11 protein-coding genes are annotated in these 16493 nt (G+C 74.7%); 8 read left to right on the top strand and 3 right to left on the bottom strand.

Annotated elements, in window-relative coordinates; all coding sequences use genetic code 11:
• Positions 1-103: 103 nt before the first annotated feature.
• From ACFWUZ_RS14735 to moeZ, 3 genes are all read left to right on the top strand, one after another.
• Entirely contained in the window at positions 104-1111 is a 1008-nt protein-coding gene (locus ACFWUZ_RS14735) for an NAD-dependent epimerase/dehydratase (protein ID WP_384371994.1), read from the top strand.
• The gene (locus tag ACFWUZ_RS14740) at positions 1099-1863 is read left to right on the top strand and encodes a spherulation-specific family 4 protein (protein ID WP_384371996.1); all 765 of its coding nucleotides are present in this window, start codon (positions 1099-1101) and stop codon (positions 1861-1863) included. The genes ACFWUZ_RS14735 and ACFWUZ_RS14740 overlap by 13 nt, the downstream gene beginning before the upstream one ends.
• 81 nt (positions 1864-1944) lie before the next feature.
• Positions 1945-3123 carry an adenylyltransferase/sulfurtransferase MoeZ gene (moeZ, locus tag ACFWUZ_RS14745; protein WP_384371998.1) on the top strand — a complete coding sequence of 393 codons (1179 nt, stop codon included), beginning with the start codon at positions 1945-1947 and terminating at the stop codon, positions 3121-3123.
• Between the two features lie 53 nt (positions 3124-3176).
• On the opposite strand, the gene ACFWUZ_RS14750 is transcribed toward moeZ, so the two are convergent.
• Positions 3177-4724 (bottom strand): alpha/beta hydrolase, encoded by a 1548-nt coding sequence (locus ACFWUZ_RS14750; protein WP_384372000.1) that lies wholly within the window; start codon positions 4722-4724, stop codon positions 3177-3179.
• Between the two features lie 91 nt (positions 4725-4815).
• A complete protein-coding gene (locus tag ACFWUZ_RS14755; RefSeq protein WP_384372002.1) occupies positions 4816-5028 on the bottom strand; it encodes a hypothetical protein in 213 nt (70 codons plus the stop codon).
• Between ACFWUZ_RS14755 and ACFWUZ_RS14760 the strand changes: the two genes are divergently transcribed.
• Both ACFWUZ_RS14760 and ACFWUZ_RS14765 read left to right on the top strand, forming a co-directional pair.
• Entirely contained in the window at positions 5027-5515 is a 489-nt protein-coding gene (locus ACFWUZ_RS14760) for a YwiC-like family protein (protein WP_384372004.1), read from the top strand. The genes ACFWUZ_RS14755 and ACFWUZ_RS14760 overlap by 2 nt on opposite strands.
• Positions 5512-5937 (top strand): hypothetical protein, encoded by a 426-nt coding sequence (locus tag ACFWUZ_RS14765; protein WP_384372006.1) that lies wholly within the window; start codon positions 5512-5514, stop codon positions 5935-5937. Before ACFWUZ_RS14760 ends, ACFWUZ_RS14765 begins: the two co-directional genes overlap by 4 nt.
• Here ACFWUZ_RS14765 and ACFWUZ_RS14770 read toward each other — a convergent pair.
• A complete protein-coding gene (locus tag ACFWUZ_RS14770; protein WP_384372008.1) occupies positions 5934-8678 on the bottom strand; it encodes a lysylphosphatidylglycerol synthase domain-containing protein in 2745 nt (914 codons plus the stop codon). The genes ACFWUZ_RS14765 and ACFWUZ_RS14770 overlap by 4 nt on opposite strands.
• A gap of 119 nt (positions 8679-8797) precedes the next feature.
• Between ACFWUZ_RS14770 and ACFWUZ_RS14775 the strand changes: the two genes are divergently transcribed.
• From ACFWUZ_RS14775 to ACFWUZ_RS14785, 3 genes are all read left to right on the top strand, one after another.
• Positions 8798-9145, top strand: a complete 348-nt coding sequence (locus ACFWUZ_RS14775) for an MGMT family protein (RefSeq protein ID WP_384372010.1) — start codon at positions 8798-8800, stop codon at positions 9143-9145.
• 231 nt (positions 9146-9376) lie between these two features.
• Positions 9377-12850, top strand: coding sequence for an ATP-dependent helicase (locus ACFWUZ_RS14780; RefSeq protein ID WP_384372222.1), 3474 nt, complete (start codon positions 9377-9379; stop codon positions 12848-12850).
• A complete protein-coding gene (locus tag ACFWUZ_RS14785; protein WP_384372012.1) occupies positions 12847-16488 on the top strand; it encodes a UvrD-helicase domain-containing protein in 3642 nt (1213 codons plus the stop codon). Before ACFWUZ_RS14780 ends, ACFWUZ_RS14785 begins: the two co-directional genes overlap by 4 nt.
• Positions 16489-16493 lie beyond the last annotated feature (5 nt).

Genomic DNA, 16493 nt, shown 5'->3' on the forward strand with positions numbered 1-16493 from the left:
CACCTTCGGAGCCGACGCCGAAGCGCCGTACCCCTCCCCATCCACCCACCCGCAAGGAGAACCAGGACATGACCGGCCAGCCAACCGAACAAGGGGTCACGCGATGAGGGTGCTGCTGATCGGAGCCAACGGATACCTCGGCCGCTACGTCGCCGACCGGCTGCTCGCCGACCCCGCCGTCCAGCTCACCGCGCTCGGCCGCGGCGACGACGCCGACGTCCGCTTCGACCTCGCCACCGGCAGCCCCGGCGCGCTCACCCGGTTCCTCGACGCCGTGCACCCGGGCGTGGTCATCAACTGCGCCGGAGCCACCCGCGGCGGAGCCCGGGAACTCACCCGGCACAACACCGTCGCCGTGGCCACCATCTGCGAATCCCTGCGCCGCAGCGGCTGCGGGGCCCGCCTGGTCCAGCTCGGCTGCGCCGCCGAGTACGGCCCCAGCCAGCCCGGGTCCTCGACGGCCGAGGACGCCGTCCCGAGACCCGGCGGACCGTACGGGGTCAGCAAGCTGGCCGCGACCGAGCTGGTCCTGGGCTCCGGACTCGACGCGGTCGTCCTGCGGATCTTCTCGCCCGTCGGCCCCGGCACCCCCGCCGGATCCCCGCTCGGCCGCCTCGCCGAGGCCATGCGCCGCGCGATGCAGTCCGGGGACGGGGAGCTGAAGCTCAGCGGACTCGGGGTCCAGCGCGACTTCGTGGACGTGCGCGACGTGGCACGGGCCGTCCACGCCGCCTCGCTCTCCGCCGCCCAGGGCGTCGTCAACATCGGCACCGGCCGCGCGGTCCGGCTGCGCGACGCCGCCTCCGTCCTCGCCCGGGTCGCCGGATACGGGGGCGCCCTGCACGAGCTGGACGTACCGCACGGCGGACCCCAGGCGCACGGGCACCCCGGCCGCCCGTCGGGCCTCGCCGCCATCGGGTCGCCCCGCTCCGAGGCCACGTCCGAGCAGCTCGCCGCCTCGGCGCCCCAGCCGTACCCCTACCCCGACGGCTGCGGAGCCTGGCAGCAGGCCGACGTCCGTACGGCCAGGGACCGGCTCGGCTGGCGTCCGCGGATCAACCTGGAGGAATCCCTCGCGGACATCTGGATGGAGGCGGCGTGCCGCATCTGACCACGCCGCCGGGGACCACGGCGGCCGCGACCGGCGCCGGACGCCTCGGCCTCGGGGTCCCCGGTTACGCGCACCCGCTGCTCGCCCCCGTCGAATGGGCCGAGCTGACCCGCCCGGGCACCCCGCTGCACTGGGCCGTGCTCAACGTCACGGACGGCCCGGGCGGCCGGCCCGACCCGCACTGCTCCGAGGCCGCCGTGCGGCTGCGGACCACCGGCCCCGGGGCGGGCAGCAGGCTCCTCGGCCATCTCGCGATGCGAGACGGCGAACGGTCCTTCGGGGAGCTGGTCTCCGACGCCCACCGCTTCCGGGACTGGTACGGGGTGGGCGGCTTCTACCTGGCCGGCGCCCCGGCCGGGAAGGCGGAGCTCCCGGCGGTGCGCCGGGTCGTCGACACGCTGCGAGGCCTGGGCGACGGCCTGCGGATCGTGCTCGGGCACGGGACCCACCCGTACGAGGGCTACGCCGAAACCGCTGATCAACTGGTCACCTTCGCCGGCGCCTGGGCCGACTACCGCTGGTCACAGGTGGCGGAGTGGACGGCCGACCACCCGCCCGAGCTGTTCTGCCACTTCGTCCACGGGGTGCCCCGCACCCATCTGGAGGAGGCCGTCCGGATCGCCCGCTGGCAGGGCGCGGGCACCGTCTGGTTCACGGACCGGCGCGGAGCGGGGGACCGGGACCCCTGGGCCTCCATGCCCGGGTACTGGGACGAAATCGTCTCGCGGATCGGGACGGGTGTCTTGGAATGAAGTGGGCCGTGGCAGTGTTACGGGACAGAACAACCCTTTGAATGCTCCCCGCTTCCGCGGGGGTGACCCGCTGGAGTCCCCGTGTCGCTGCCACCCTTGGTTGAGCCAGCCGCAGAGCTCACCGTTGACGAGGTCCGCCGGTACTCGCGGCACCTGATCATCCCGGATGTCGGGATGGACGGCCAGAAGCGCCTGAAGAACGCCAAGGTGCTCGCCGTGGGCGCCGGCGGCCTCGGCTCGCCCGCCCTCATGTACCTGGCCGCGGCCGGCGTCGGCACGCTGGGCATCGTCGAGTTCGACGAGGTCGACGAGTCGAACCTGCAGCGCCAGATCATCCACAGCCAGGCGGACATCGGCCGTTCCAAGGCCGAGTCGGCCCGCGACAGCGTGCTGGGCATCAACCCGTACGTGAACGTGGTCCTCCACGAAGAGCGGCTCGAAGCCGAGAACGTGATGGAGATCTTCAGCCAGTACGACCTGATCGTCGACGGCACGGACAACTTCGCCACGCGCTACCTGGTCAACGACGCCTGCGTGCTGCTGAACAAGCCGTACGTGTGGGGCTCGATCTACCGCTTCGACGGCCAGGCCTCGGTCTTCTGGTCCGAGCACGGTCCGTGCTACCGCTGCCTGTACCCGGAGCCCCCGCCGCCGGGCATGGTCCCGAGCTGCGCCGAGGGCGGCGTCCTGGGCGTGCTCTGCGCGTCCATCGGCTCCATCCAGGTCACCGAGGCCATCAAGGTCCTCACGGGCGTCGGCGAGCCGCTGGTCGGCCGCCTGATGATCTACGACGCCCTGGAGATGCAGTACCGCCAGGTCAAGGTCCGCAAGGACCCCGACTGCGCGGTCTGCGGTCCGAACGCGACCGTCACGGAGCTCATCGACTACGAGGCCTTCTGCGGCGTCGTGTCGGAGGAGGCCCAGGAGGCGGCCGCCGGTTCGACGATCACTCCCAAGCAGCTCAAGGAGTGGATCGACGACGGCGAGAACATCGAGATCATCGACGTCCGCGAGATCAACGAGTACGAGATCGTCTCGATCCCGGGCGCGAAGCTGATCCCGAAGGGCGAGTTCCTCATGGGCACGGCCCTCCAGGACCTGCCGCAGGACAGGAAGATCGTCCTGCACTGCAAGACGGGTGTCCGCAGTGCGGAAGTCCTCGCGGTCCTGAAGTCCGCGGGCTTCTCCGACGCCGTGCACGTCGGCGGCGGCGTGATCGGCTGGGTCCACCAGATCGAGCCGGACAAGCCGGTGTACTAGCAGTCCTCCGGAGGGGCCGTACCGCGCAGTCGGGTACGGCCCCTCCGGCACGTCTAGGCGGCCGTGCAGACCGTGCCGGAGGCCGGCACCTTCCCGTCCAGCAGGTAGGAGTTGACCGCCTTCTGCACGCACGGGTCGCCGCTGTTGTACGCGCCGTGCCCCTCGCCCTTGTACGTGAGCTCCACGCCGACGCCGGGTCCGAGCCGCTCCACCATCTTGCGGGCGCCCTCGTACGGGGTGGCCGGGTCCCCGGTGTTGCCGATCACCACGATCGGGGCGGAGCCCGGAGCGGACACGTCCGGGGTGTCCGACGCGCCCGCGACGGGCCAGTCGGTGCAGCCCATCATCGCCCAGCCGAGGAAGTTCCCGAAGACGGGCGAGACCGAACGGAACTCCGGCAGCTTGGCCTTGGTCTCCTCCAGGGTGTAACGCTCCTTGGAGTCGGCGCAGTTGATGGCCGTGTTGGCCGCCCCGATGTTGCTGTAGTGCCCCTGCTGGTCCCGGCCGTTCAGCGCGTCCGACAGCGCGAGCAGCAACTGCCCCTGGCCGCCCTCCGCTTCGTCCAGCCCCTGTTCCAGCAGCGGCCACAGCTCCTTGGAGTAGAGGGCCTGGGCGATGCCGTTGGTCGCGGCGCCCTCGGTGAGCTGCCGGTCCCCGATGCCGGCGATGGGACGCGCCTCCAGCTCCTTCTGGAGCTTCATCACGTTCGCCTCGATCTCCTTGGCGGTGCTGCCCTGGAGCCGGCAGGCGTCGCCGCGGTCCACGCAGTCCTGCGCGAAGTTGCCGAGCGCGAGCTGGAAGCCCTTGGCCTGGCCCAGCGCCCCCTCCTCGGAGGTCGCGGTCGGGTCCACGACGGCGTCGAAGACGGCCCGGCCGACGTTCTTGGGGAAGAGGTGGGCGTAGACCCCGCCGAGTTCGGTGCCGTAGGAGATGCCGAAGTAGTGCAGCTTCTCGTCGCCGAGGGCCTGGCGGATGCGGTCCATGTCACGGGCGGCGTTCTCGGTGCCGACGTGCGGGAGCAGCTTGGCGGAGTTCTTCTCGCAGGCCTGGCGGTAGGTACGGATGTTGTCGACCAGGGCCTTCTCCTCCTGCGGGGTCTCGGGGGAGGAGTCCTGGGCGTAGTACGCGTCCAGCTGTGCGTCGTCCTCGCAGCGGACGGGCGCGCTGCGGCCGACCCCGCGGGGGTCGAAGCTCACCAGGTCGTACCGGGCGCGCAGGGCCTCGAACTCCTTGGCGGCGCCGGGGAGGGTGTTGATGCCGGAGCCGCCCGGCCCGCCGAAGTTGAAGACGAGGGAGCCGATGCGCTGGTCCTTCTTGCGGGCCTTGGCGCGGATCAGGGCGATCGGGACGGTATCGCCCTCGGGCTCCGCGTAGTCCAGCGGGACGTCGAGGGTCGCGCACTGCCAGTCCTTGCCCGGGGCCGGTCCGCCGCCCTCCAGGGCGGTCGGGGCCGGGCACTCGCCCCACTTGAGGGGCTTGGACCCCTCGGTGCCGCCGGCCTTCGGTCTCTGCCGGTCGCTCCCGCCGGAGCAGGCGCCGGTGGTGAGCAGCGCGGCGGCGACGGCGGCGGCGGCGGTGGCCCGCAGGGCGATTCTCGGCATGTCCCCATCCTGTGGGCACGCCGCCCGGCCCGCTCCCGCGCTGACCCGAACGGGGCACCCGGCCGGGGCCGCGGGGCCGGGGCCGGCCCGGTCAGGCGCCGGCCAGCACCTGTCGGCCCGCGGCGCGGCCGGTGGCCACACAGGCGGCGACGCCCACGCCCTCGTACGCCGCTCCGGCGAGCGCCAGGCCCGGGAGCTTCGCGGCGGCCTCGCGGATGCGGGCGACGCGCTCGCGGTGGCCGACTCCGTACTGGGGCAGGCCGCGGTCCCAGCGCGTCACGCGGGCGGCGAGGGGCTCGCCCATGGGGCCGACGGCACGGCGCAGTTCGGTGACGGCCGAGCGGATCAAGTGCCGGTCGGGGCGGCCGAGGAGTTCCTCCTCGCCGATCCGGCCGACCGAGGCCCGCAGGACGAAGGTGTCCGGGGCCGCCGCGTGCAGCCACGGCCACTTGTTGGAGAGGAAGGACGCGGCCCTTCAGGGTGTGGCCGTCCACCGGCGGGACCAGGAATCCGTTGCCCTCCGGCAGGAACGGGGCCTGCGCCCGGGAGAAGGCCGTCGTGATGACGGCCGACTGCTGCTCGCCTGCGCGGCGGCGGCGCCGTTCGTCGCGGTCAACACCTGGTACGCGTGGCGCGGCCGGGAGCGGGCCCTGGCCAACGGCCTGGCGGCAGTGGTCCCCGCCTGCGGGATGCTGCTGGTGGCGACCCGCCTGGGCGGCCTCGGCCCGGCGCAGCCTGGCCTCCTGCGGCGGCCTGCCTGCTGTACTTCGCGGGGACCGTGCCGTACGTGAAGACGATGATCCGGGAGCGCAACTCGCGGGCGTACCGCCGCGGTTCGGTGGCCTACCACGCGGTGGCCCTGGCCGTGGCCGCCTGCCTCTCGCCCTGGCTGGCGATCCCCTTCTCGGCCTACCTGGCCCGCGCCGCCGCCCTCCCGGGCCGGGGCCTGCGCGTCCCCGTGGTCGGCGCGATCGAAGTCGCCGCCTCGCTGGCGCTGCTGGTGACGCTGCTCCTGGTGTTCCAGCGTGCGGCGCCGCTGCCGGGGGCCGGGACCCGGACCCAGGCCCCGCCGGACGGCATCCGCACCTTCCAGCCCCGCCGGCGTTCGAGGCGCGGGGTCCGGGGCGGAGCCCCCGAAGGCCGGGCGCAGCCCGGTCCCGCCCCGGCGCAGCCGGGCCCGGGCTCCGGTCTCCCGTACCGAGCCGGAGGCTAGATGGCTTCCTTGCGGGTCAGGAAGTTGAACGAGATCCACCCCGGCAGCACCGGCAGCCAGAACGTCATCAGGCGGAACAGCAGCACCGCCGAGATGGCGACCTCCTTCTCCAGCCCGGCCGCGACCAGGCCCAGCGTCAGCGTGGCCTCCACCGCGCCCATGCCGCCCGGCGTCGGCGCGGCCGAACCGAGCGCGTTGCCGGCCAGGAACACCACCGCGATGCTCGCGTAGCTGATGGCCTCGCCGCCCCCGAACGCCCGGATCGACGCGTCCAGGCACATCACGAAGCAGCCCGTCAGCAGCAGCATCCCGCCGATGCCGGTCACCAGCTTCTGCGGCCGCTGGAGCACGTCCAGCATGCGCGGCACCACGCCCGCGAACAGCGCCCGGACCCGGGTCACCACGAACTTCCGCATGAACGGCACCGCAGTCACCACCAGCACCAGGACCGCCACCGTCAGCAGACCCGCGATGACCGTCCGGGACGGGGTCATCTCCGGGGTCTTCTCGGTCCCGGTCAGATAGCCGAAGGAGAGCAGCAGCAGGATGTGGCTGGCCAGCCCGAACAGCTGCGAGGCGCCGACGCTCGCCACCGCGAGCCCCGGCCGGATCCCCGCCCGCTGGAGGAAGCGCGTGTTCAGGGCGACACCGCCCACCGCCGCCGGCGCGACCAGCTTCACGAACGACCCGGCCACCTGCGCGACCACGGTCCGCAGGAACGGCACCCGCTCGGGCACGAAGCCCAGCAGGCTCATGGCCGCCGCGACGTAGCTCAGCGCCGAGAAGGCCAGGGCCGCACCGACCCAGCCCCACTCCGCCTCCCCGACGGTCTCGGCGAGGGGGACGTGCGCGAGCTGCGTCAGCAGGAAGTAGGCGCCGAAGGCGCCCGCGATGAACGAGACCAGCGTGCGCGGCCGGATCCGCTCCAGCCGCGCCGGCTCCACCGGCGCCTGCGGACGGATCAGCAGCACCTGCTGGCGGATCTGACTGAGCAGATCCTCCTCGCGGGCCCCGTCCAGGGCGTCGTCCAGGGCCTTCTTCTCGGCCTTGCGGTCCGCGGAGGACACCGCCGCGATCGTCCCCGGAGCCGAGGCGTCGGCCTCCCGCGCGGCCTTCGCCGCCCGCGAGGACTCCAGCACCGCCTCCCGCTGCCGGTCCGCCCGCTCCCTGGCCAGCTTGCGCAGCGTCGCCCGCGTGGACCGGCTCAGTGCGATCGGCTGGAGCAGCGGCAGGCAGTCCGCCACCGCGTCCGGGCCGAGCACCGACAGCGCCGAGGCCACCGACCGCTGCGCGCCGACCCGCAGGCCGAGCGTGACCAGCAGCTGCGCGATGTCCATCCGCAGCACCAGGTCACCCGCCGCGATCTCACCGCCCCGCAGGTCGGTGAGGGTGACGCTGCCGGAACGATCCACCACCAGGGCGTCCCCGGTGAGCCTGCGGTGCGCGATCCGCCGCGACTGGAGGGCCCGTACCTGCTCCCACGCGTTGCGGCTCAGGTCGTCGGTGATCTCCTCGTCGGCGAGGGAGTCCAGGGTCCGGCCGCCCAGGTGCTCGTACACGAGCATCACGGCGTCCGGGCCGAGCTCGGAGGTGGCGATCAGCTTGGGCGCGTTGGCCCCGGCCGCGATGGCCGCGTACGCGAGGAGGGCCTCCTGTTCCAGTGCCTGGCGCAGCGACTGCAGGCTGCGCCGGGTGGTGATGCCGCGCAGGGTGAGCCGCCGCCAGACCCGGTAGAAGAAGCCCTGGGCCTGCTGCTCGCGGTCGACGACGGTGACGTCGAGCGGCGGGCCGTCCTCCAGGGTGACGTGGTAGCGGCGTCCTCGGTCGCTGACCTCGGACGCCTCGGGACCCTCGGGCACCTCGGCGCGCATCGCGCTGACCGGCCGGAAGCCGACCCGGCGCAGTCCCGCGAGCAGGGTGTGCCCGGTGGGGCGCACATTGGGCGAGCCGACGGCGTACAGGGTCCCGTACGCGACGCTCCACCCGATGAGCACGGTCAGGATGATCGAGAAGGGCGTGGTGTAGCCGCTGACCAGCATCGTGAAGGCGTCGAGCAGCAGCACCACCCACAGGGCGACCCGCCAGCGCGGCCGGCGGGTCATCCCCACGGCGGTCATGTACGCGATCACGGGCGCGAGGTAGCCGTGCACCGGGTCGGTCAGGGCCCCGCCGGAACCGGTCTGAAGGGTGAGGGCGTCCTGGATCGTGGCGGAGGCGGCCTGGGAGACCCACAGGTCGGTGGCGAGGGTGACCCCGTGCGCGAGGACCGCGGCGAGTACGCCGTCGGCGATGCGCAGGCCGTCGCGTTTGATCAGCCGTTCGATGGCGAAGGCGACGGGGAGCAGCAGCACCGCGATGCTCGACACCAGCGCGGCGACCTTGATCAGCAGGTCCGGCGCCTGGCCGGTGCCCTTGCTGATGTCCTCCTCCAGGCCGACCGTGGTGCCGTGGGCGAAGGCGGCGATCCCGAGGACGACGGCGATCCCGAGGATCCCGACGAGGAGGCGTACGAGGTCGGAGGGGCGGTGCACGCGGGCGGCGAGCAGCGGTTCGTCCACCTCCACCCGGTCGGCGTCCGTGGGCTCGTGGCCGTGCGGTGCCTCGGGGACGTCGGAGGGCAGGTCGGCGCCCGGGCCGGGGCCGTCGCCCGGGCGCGCGCCGTCGTCCCGCGCCGCGCCGTCCGGAGGGCTCACACCCTGCTCCTTCGTCGTCACTTCCGTCTCTTCGTGATCACGTATCACCAGTCACCGCCCGGAAGATGGTGGCACGGACCGACGGGCGATCGGGGCAGCAGGGTGCGCGCCGGTATGGAACCGACGCTTCCACAGGGCCCGGACCGGCGTGCTGCACCATGGGCCGGATGAGCGAGGAGCTGCCCGCGTACGCGGAGCACGTGCTGGAGCTGGCCGAGCGTATTCCGCCCGGGCGGGTGATGACCTACGGGGACGTGGCCGAGTGGCTCGGTGAAGGCGGACCGCGCCAAGTCGGGCGCGTGATGGCCCTCTACGGCGCAGCCGTGCCCTGGTGGCGCGTGGTGCGGGCGGACGGCGTACCGCTGCCCGGCAGCGAGCGGCGCGCCCTGGAGCACTACCGGGCCGAGGCCACCCCGCTGCGCCTGACCGCCGGAGGCGAGCCGCGGCTGGACATGCGCCGGGCTCGCTGGGACGGCCGCGGACCGGAGGACGGGCGCGACGAGGCTCACACCTGACAGCTTCGGCCATGGGCGGCCCGGGCGGGCGGTCGAGTGCCCGTGCGAAGGCCCGTACGGGGGACGCGGGAGGACTGCGCGGGGTCGGCGGGTTGCCGTAGCGTTGCCTCTTCGGCTCCGCCCGCGGCACGCGCCGCGGCCGCCGCGCAGAACCCCGCAGGACCCGTAGACCCCGCACGACCCGCAGACCCCGTAGAACCCGCAGACCCACCAGGACCGGCACCTCACGTGATCACCTCTCCCTCCGACCGCTCCGCGCGGCGTACGCGGACCCCCGACGCGTACCGCCTCGTGCGCACCGGGCCGGAACGGGTGGATCCCCCTGTCCTGGACGCAGCGCAGCGCGCGGTGGTTGATCACACCACCGGACCTCTGCTGGTCCTCGCGGGGCCGGGCACCGGCAAGACGACCACGCTGGTCGAGGCGGTCGCCGCCCGGGTGGAAGCGGGTGCCGACCCCGCCCGGATCCTGATCCTCACCTTCAGCCGCAAGGCCGCGGTGGAACTGCGCGACCGCGCCGCCCTGCGTCTCGGCGGTGCGCGCGCACCGCAGGCCACCACCTTCCACTCCTTCTGCTACGGCCTGGTCCGCGCCCACCAGGACACCGACCTGTTCGCGGATCCGCTGCGGCTGTTGTCCGGACCCGAGCAGGACGTCATGGTCCGCACCCTGCTGGAGGGCCAGCGCCGGATCCGCTCCATCCGCTGGCCGGACGACCTGCGCGCCGCGCTGACCACCCGGGGCTTCGCGGACGAGGTGCGGGCGGTGCTCGCCCGCGCCCGCGAGCTGGGCCTGGGGCCGGCGGCGCTCGACTCCTTCGCGACCCGGACCGGCCGCCCGGACTGGAAGGCTGCGGCGGCCTTCCTCTCCGAGTACCTGGACGTCCTGGACATGCAGGGCACGCTGGACTACGCCGAACTCGTCCACCGGGCGGTGCTGCTGGCCGAACGCACCCCGGAACTCGCCTCCGCCTACGACGCGATCTTCGTGGACGAGTACCAGGACACGGACGCCTCCCAGCTGAGGCTGCTGCGCGCGCTCACCGGCCCGGGCGGCACGCTGGTCGCCTTCGGCGACCCGGACCAGTCGATCTACGCCTTCCGCGGCGCCGACATCAACAACATCCTGGACTTCGGGACCTCCTTCCCCGGCGCGCGGGTCGAGGCGCTGACCGTGGGCCGCCGCTCGGGCGCGGCCCTGCTGGCCGCCACCCGCCTGCTCACCGCCCGCATGCCGGTCCCGCGGCTGCCGTCCGCCGCCGTACGGGCCCACCGCGACCTCAAGGCCGTGCGGGACGGCGGCCGGGTGGAGGTGTTCACGTACCCCACGGCCGGAGCCGAGCTCGACAACATCGCCGACGTGCTGCGGCGGGCGCACCTGGAGGACGGCGTGCCCTGGCAGGACATGGCCGTCCTGGTCCGCGCCGGCGGACGCACCCTCCCCGCGATGCGCCGTGCCCTCGTCACGGCGGGCGTCCCCGTCGAGACGGACGGCACGGACGTGCCCCTCCGCCACGAACCGGCCGTCTCCCCCCTCCTGACGGCCCTCCGCGTCACCGCCCTCTCCGCCGCCGGCCTCCCCCCGGCCGCCCCCACGCCCCCCGGGGCCGCCCCCGCCCCCGAGGCGGCCCCGGCCGAGCCCGCCGCAGCCCTACCGGCAACCGCGGGCCCCGCCGAGCCCGTACCGGCCGACGCCGCCCCCTCCGAGCCCGTGGCCGGGGCTGCTCCCGCCGGGTCGGACACGGGCGAGCCCGTACCGGGCGGGGGCGCGGCGGAGCCTGCCGCAGCCGTACCCGCCGGGGCCGACACCCCCGGGCCCGCCGCAGGCGACGGGTGGATCGGGGTCGACGCGTGCCTGGAGCTGCTGGCCTCGCCGCTGGGCGGGATGGACGCCGCCGACCTGCGCCGCCTCGGCCGGGCCCTGCGTGACGAGGAGCGCGCCGCAGGCGTCAAGGTGCCCGCGCCCTCCGACGTCCTGCTGGCCCGCGCCCTCGCCGAACCGGAGCGGCTCACCGCGCACGACCCCGCCTACGCCCGCGGAGCGCAGCGCCTCGGCCTGCTCCTGCGCAAGGCCCGCGAGCTGCTCCAGGGCGGCGGCACCGCCGAAGAGGCCCTGTGGACCCTCTGGGACGGCACCCCCTGGCCCCAGCGCCTGGAGCGCGGCGCCCGCCGCGGCGGCGCGGCCGGCCGCAACGCCGACCGCGACCTCGACGCAGTCTGCGCCCTCTTCGACACCGCCGCCCGCGCGGAGGACCGCACCGGCGGCCGCGGCGCCCTCAACTTCCTGGAGCAGCTCGAGGCGGAGGACATCGCCGCCGACACCCTCACCACCCGCGCCGCCCGCTCCGACGCCGTCCGGCTCATGACCGCGCACCGGTCCAAGGGCCTGGAGTGGTCCCTCGTCGTCGTCGCCGGGGTCCAGGAAGGGCTCTGGCCCGACCTGCGCCGCCGCGGTTCCCTCCTGGAGGCCGACCGCATCGGCCGCGACGGCCTCGCCGAACCCCTCACCCCCGGCGCACTCCTCGCCGAGGAGCGCCGCCTGTTCTACGTGGCGGCCACCCGCGCCCGCGACCGCCTCGTCGTCACCGCCGTCAAGGCCCCCGCCGACGACGGCGACCAGCCCTCCCGCTTCCTCACCGAGCTCGGCGTCCCCCCGCGCGACGTCACCGGCCGCCCCCGCCGCCCCCTCGCGGTCCCGGCGCTCGTCGCCGAGCTGCGCGCCACCACCGTCGACCCGGACGCCTCGCCCGCGCTGCGCGACGCCGCCGCCCGCCGCCTGGCCCGGCTCGCCGCGCTGACCGACGACGAGGACCGGCCGATGGTGCCCGCGGCGCACCCGCAGCGCTGGTGGGGCCTGTACGAGCCCACCCGCAGCAGCGTCCCGCTGCGCGACCGGGACCGGCCCGTGGCCCTCTCCGGCAGCGCCCTGGACCAGCTGGCCAACACCTGCTCCCTCCAGTGGTTCCTGGGCCGCGAGGTCAAGGCCGACACCCCCTCCACCGCCGCCCAGGGCTTCGGCAACGTGGTCCACGTCCTCGCCGACGAGGTCGCCTCCGGCCGCACCCCCGCCGACCTGGCCGTCCTCATGGAACGCCTCGACTCCGTCTGGGACGCCCTCGCCTTCGACGCGCCCTGGAAGTCGGCCCAGGAGAAGGGGAACGCCCGGGCCGCCCTGGAACGCTTCCTGCGCTGGCACGCCACCGACCGCGGCGGCCGCCAGGCCGTGGCCACGGAGCACGAGTTCGACGTCACCCTCGAAGCCGGCGACGTGGCGGTCCGCATCCGCGGCTCCATGGACCGCGTCGAGGCCGACCCGCAGGGGCGCGCGTACGTCGTCGACTTCAAGACCGGCAAGGCCTCGCCCACGAAGGACGAGGTCGCCCGCCACCCCCAGCTCGCCGTCTACCAGCTCGCGGTCCGCGAGGGCGCCGTCGACGAGGTCTTCGACGGGCTGCGCCCCGCCCCCGGCGGCGCCGAGCTCGTCCAGCTCCGCCAGGGCGCGCCCAAGAAGGACGGAGGCGACGAGGTCCCCAGGATCCAGGCCCAGCAGCCGCTGGAGGGGGAGTGGGTGGGCGACCTGCTCGCCACCGCCGCCGGCCGCGTCCTGGACGAACGCTTCGCGCCCGCCGCGGGCAGACACTGCGACCACTGCTCCTTCCGCAGCGCGTGCAGTGCCCGCCCGGAGGGCCGCCAGACCGTGGAATGAGACGCCGTCCAGGAGTGTCGGTGGGTGCGGCTAGCCTCTTGGACGTGTCCGCGCGTCCGTCCGTCCTCACCGACCCCGAGCAGCTCAAGGAGCTCCTCGGCATCCCCTTCACGCCCGAACAGATGGCCTGCGTGACCGCCCCGCCCGCCCCGCAGGTCGTCGTGGCCGGCGCCGGATCCGGCAAGACCACCGTCATGGCCGCCCGCGTGGTCTGGCTGGTGGGCACCGGCGCGGTCGCACCCGAACAGGTCCTCGGCCTGACCTTCACCAACAAGGCCGCCGGGGAGCTCGCCGAACGCGTCCGCAAGGCCCTGGCACGGGCCGGCATCACCGACCCGGACCCCTCCCCGGCCGAGGCCGACACCGCCGGCGGCGAGCCGCGGATCTCCACGTACCACGCCTTCGCGGGTCAGCTCCTGACGGACCACGGCATGCGCATCGGGCTGGAGCCCAGCTCCCGGCTCCTCGCCGACGCCACCCGCTTCCAGCTCGCCGCGAAGGTGCTGCGCGAGGCCCCCGGCCCCTACCCGTCGCTCACCAAGTCCGTCCCCGACCTCGTCGGCGACCTGCTCGCGCTCGACGCGGAACTGTCCGAGCACCTGGTCGAACCGGCCGCGCTGCGCGCGTACGACACCGGGCTGCTGGACACCCTCGCCGGCACGAAGCTCGGCAACGAGGACCTGCGCAAGGTCCCCGAGGCCGTGCGCGGCCGCCTCGAACTGCTGGAGCTCGTCAGCCGCTACCGCGCCGCCAAACGCTCCCGCGACCTCTTCGACTTCAGCGACCAGATAGCCCTCTCCGCACAGCTCGCCACCACCCGGCCCGAGGTCGGGGCGCTGCTGCGCGAGGAGTTCCGGGTGGTCCTGCTCGACGAGTACCAGGACACCTCCGTCGCGCAGCGGCTGCTGCTGTCCGGCCTCTTCGGCGCGGGCACCGGGCACGCCGTGACCGCCGTGGGCGACCCCTGCCAGGCGATCTACGGCTGGCGCGGTGCCTCCGTGGCCAACCTCGACGACTTCCCCGAGCACTTCCCGCACGCCGACGGCAGCCCCGCCACCCGCCTGTCGCTCAGTGAGAACCGGCGCAGCGGCGGCCGCCTCCTCGACCTCGCCAACGGGCTCGCCGCCCCGCTGCGCGCGATGCACGAGGGAGTCGAGGCGCTGCGTGCGGCGCCCGGGGCCGAGCGCGCCGGTTCCGTGCGGTGCGCCCTGCTGGAGACGCACGCCGAGGAACTGGAGTGGCTCGCCGACTCCGTCGCCCACCTGGTCCGCACCGGGACGGAGCCGAAGGAGATCGCGGTCCTGTGCCGGTCCGCCGCCGACTTCGCCCGGATCCAGGCCGTCCTGGTCGCCCGGGACGTGCCGGTGGAGGTCGTCGGCCTCTCCGGGCTGCTCCACCTGCCCGAGGTCGCGGACCTCGTCGCCGTCTGCGAGGTCCTCCAGGATCCCGGGGCCAACGCCTCCCTCGTCCGGCTCCTCATCGGCCCGCGCTGGCGGATCGGCGCCCGCGACCTCGCCCTGCTGGGCCGCCGGGCCCGGCTCCTGATCGGCCGTGCCCCGGCCGGCGCGGAGGACGCCGACGAGCGGCTCGCCGCCGCCGTCGAGGGCGTGGACCCGGCGGAGATCGTGTCCCTCGCCGACGCCCTGGAGACCTTCCTCGACGGGGCCGGGCAGGCCCCGGACGACCTCCCCTTCTCCGCGGAGGCCCGGGTCCGCTTCGCGCACCTCGCCCAGGAGCTGCGCGACCTGCGCCGCTCGCTGGCCGACCCCCTGATGGACGTCCTGCACCGGGTCCTGTCCGCCACCGGGCTGGAGGTGGAACTGTCCGCCTCGCCGCACGCACTCGCCGCCCGCCGCCGCGAGACCCTGTCGAACTTCATGGACGTGGCCGCCGGTTTCGCCGCGCTCGACGGCGAGGCCACCCTCCTGGCGTTCCTGGCCTTCCTGCGCACCGCCGCCCAGTACGAGAAGGGGCTGGACCACGCCCTGCCCGGCGGGGAGAACACCGTCAAGGTACTGACGGCCCACAAGTCCAAGGGCCTGGAATGGGACGTGGTCGTGGTGCCCGACCTGTGCGCGGGGTCCTTCCCGAAGGAGAAGCCGCCGGAGGCCTGGACCTCGTACGCGAAGGTGCTCCCGTACGCCCTGCGCGGCGACGCGTCCACGCTGCCGGGCGACCCGGCCTGGACCTCGGCCGGCCTGAAGTCCTTCAAGGCCGCCCTGAAGGACCACAAGGCGACCGAGGAACTCCGCCTCGGATACGTGACCTTCACCCGGCCGCGTTCCCTGCTGCTGGCCTCCGGCCACTGGTGGGGCCCGACCCAGAAGAAGCGCCGCGGCCCGTCCGCCTTCCTGACCGCCCTGTACGAGCACTGCGCGGCCGGGTTCGGCGAGATCGAGGCCTGGGCGCAGGAGCCCGAGCCGGACGCGGAGAACCCGGCCCTGTCCGCCGAGGGCGGCCCCGACCACTCCTGGCCGCTGCCCCTGGACCCCGGCTCGCTCGCGCTGCGCCGCGCGGCGGCGGCCCTGGTGGAGTCCTACCTGGCGACGGCCGGGGCGCAGCCGCCGCGATCCCCGGAACCGGACGAGGACCACCTCTGGCCCCCGGACTGCGAGGAGCCGTCCTACGAGGACGAGCCCTGGCCGGACGAGCACGCCGCCCCGGGCCCCGCCACGGATGCCGCTCCGGGCCCCGACTTCGCGCCCGCCCCCGCGCCCGCCCCCGGCTCCGGGCCCCGGGACCCCGCCCCCGCCTGGGCTCCGGCCCTTGCGGCGGACGACCTGTGGCCGGAGGCCGAGCTGTGGGGTCCGGCCGGCGTGCCCGCGCCCCGGCCCGGGGAGCGTGCTCCCGCCGCGGCCCCGTACCCCGCCCCGGCGCCCGGCCGGGGATCCCGGCCCACCCCGGAGGAGGCGCCGCCCTCCCCCGAGGAGGCCCGGGCCATCGCCTCCTGGGACCGGGACCTCGACGCCCTCGAAGGCGAGCTCCGCCGGGCCCGCGCGGCCGTGCGCGACGTCGAGCTGCCCGCCGCCCTGTCCGCCAGCCAGCTGCTGCGGCTCGCCGCCGACGAGGAGGGCTTCGTCCGCGACCTCGCCCGCCCCATGCCCAGGCCGCCGCAGCCCGCGGCCCGCCAGGGCACCCGCTTCCACGCCTGGGTCGAGTCCCGCTTCGACGAGCTGCCGCTCCCGCTCCTGGACGTCCTGGACCCCGCCACCGAGCTGCCCGGCTCCGACCAGGAGATCGCCGACGAGGCCGACCTGGACTCCCTCAAGGCCGCCTTCGAGCGGAGCCCCTACGCCGAGCGGACCCCGTACCGCATGGAGGCCCCGGTCCAGCTGACCCTCGCCGGCCGCGTCGTCCGCGGCCGGATCGACGCCGTGTACCGCAACGACGACGGCTCGTACGAGATCGTCGACTGGAAGACCGGCCGCACCAGCGAGGCCGACCCCCTCCAGCTCGCCGTCTACCGGCTGGCCTGGTCGGAGGCCACCGGCACCCCCCTGGACAAGGTCACCGCGGCCTTCCTGCACGTACGCAGCGGCCGCGTCATCCGGCCCCGTGACCTGCCCGGACGTGCCCGCCTTGAGCGGATCCTCCAAGGCGAATCGGGCACCGGCCGAGCCCCCCGGACGGACGGTTAGGCTCG

Source organism: Streptomyces sp. NPDC058646, from assembly GCF_042716875.1.
Lineage (GTDB): Bacteria > Actinomycetota > Actinomycetes > Streptomycetales > Streptomycetaceae > Streptomyces.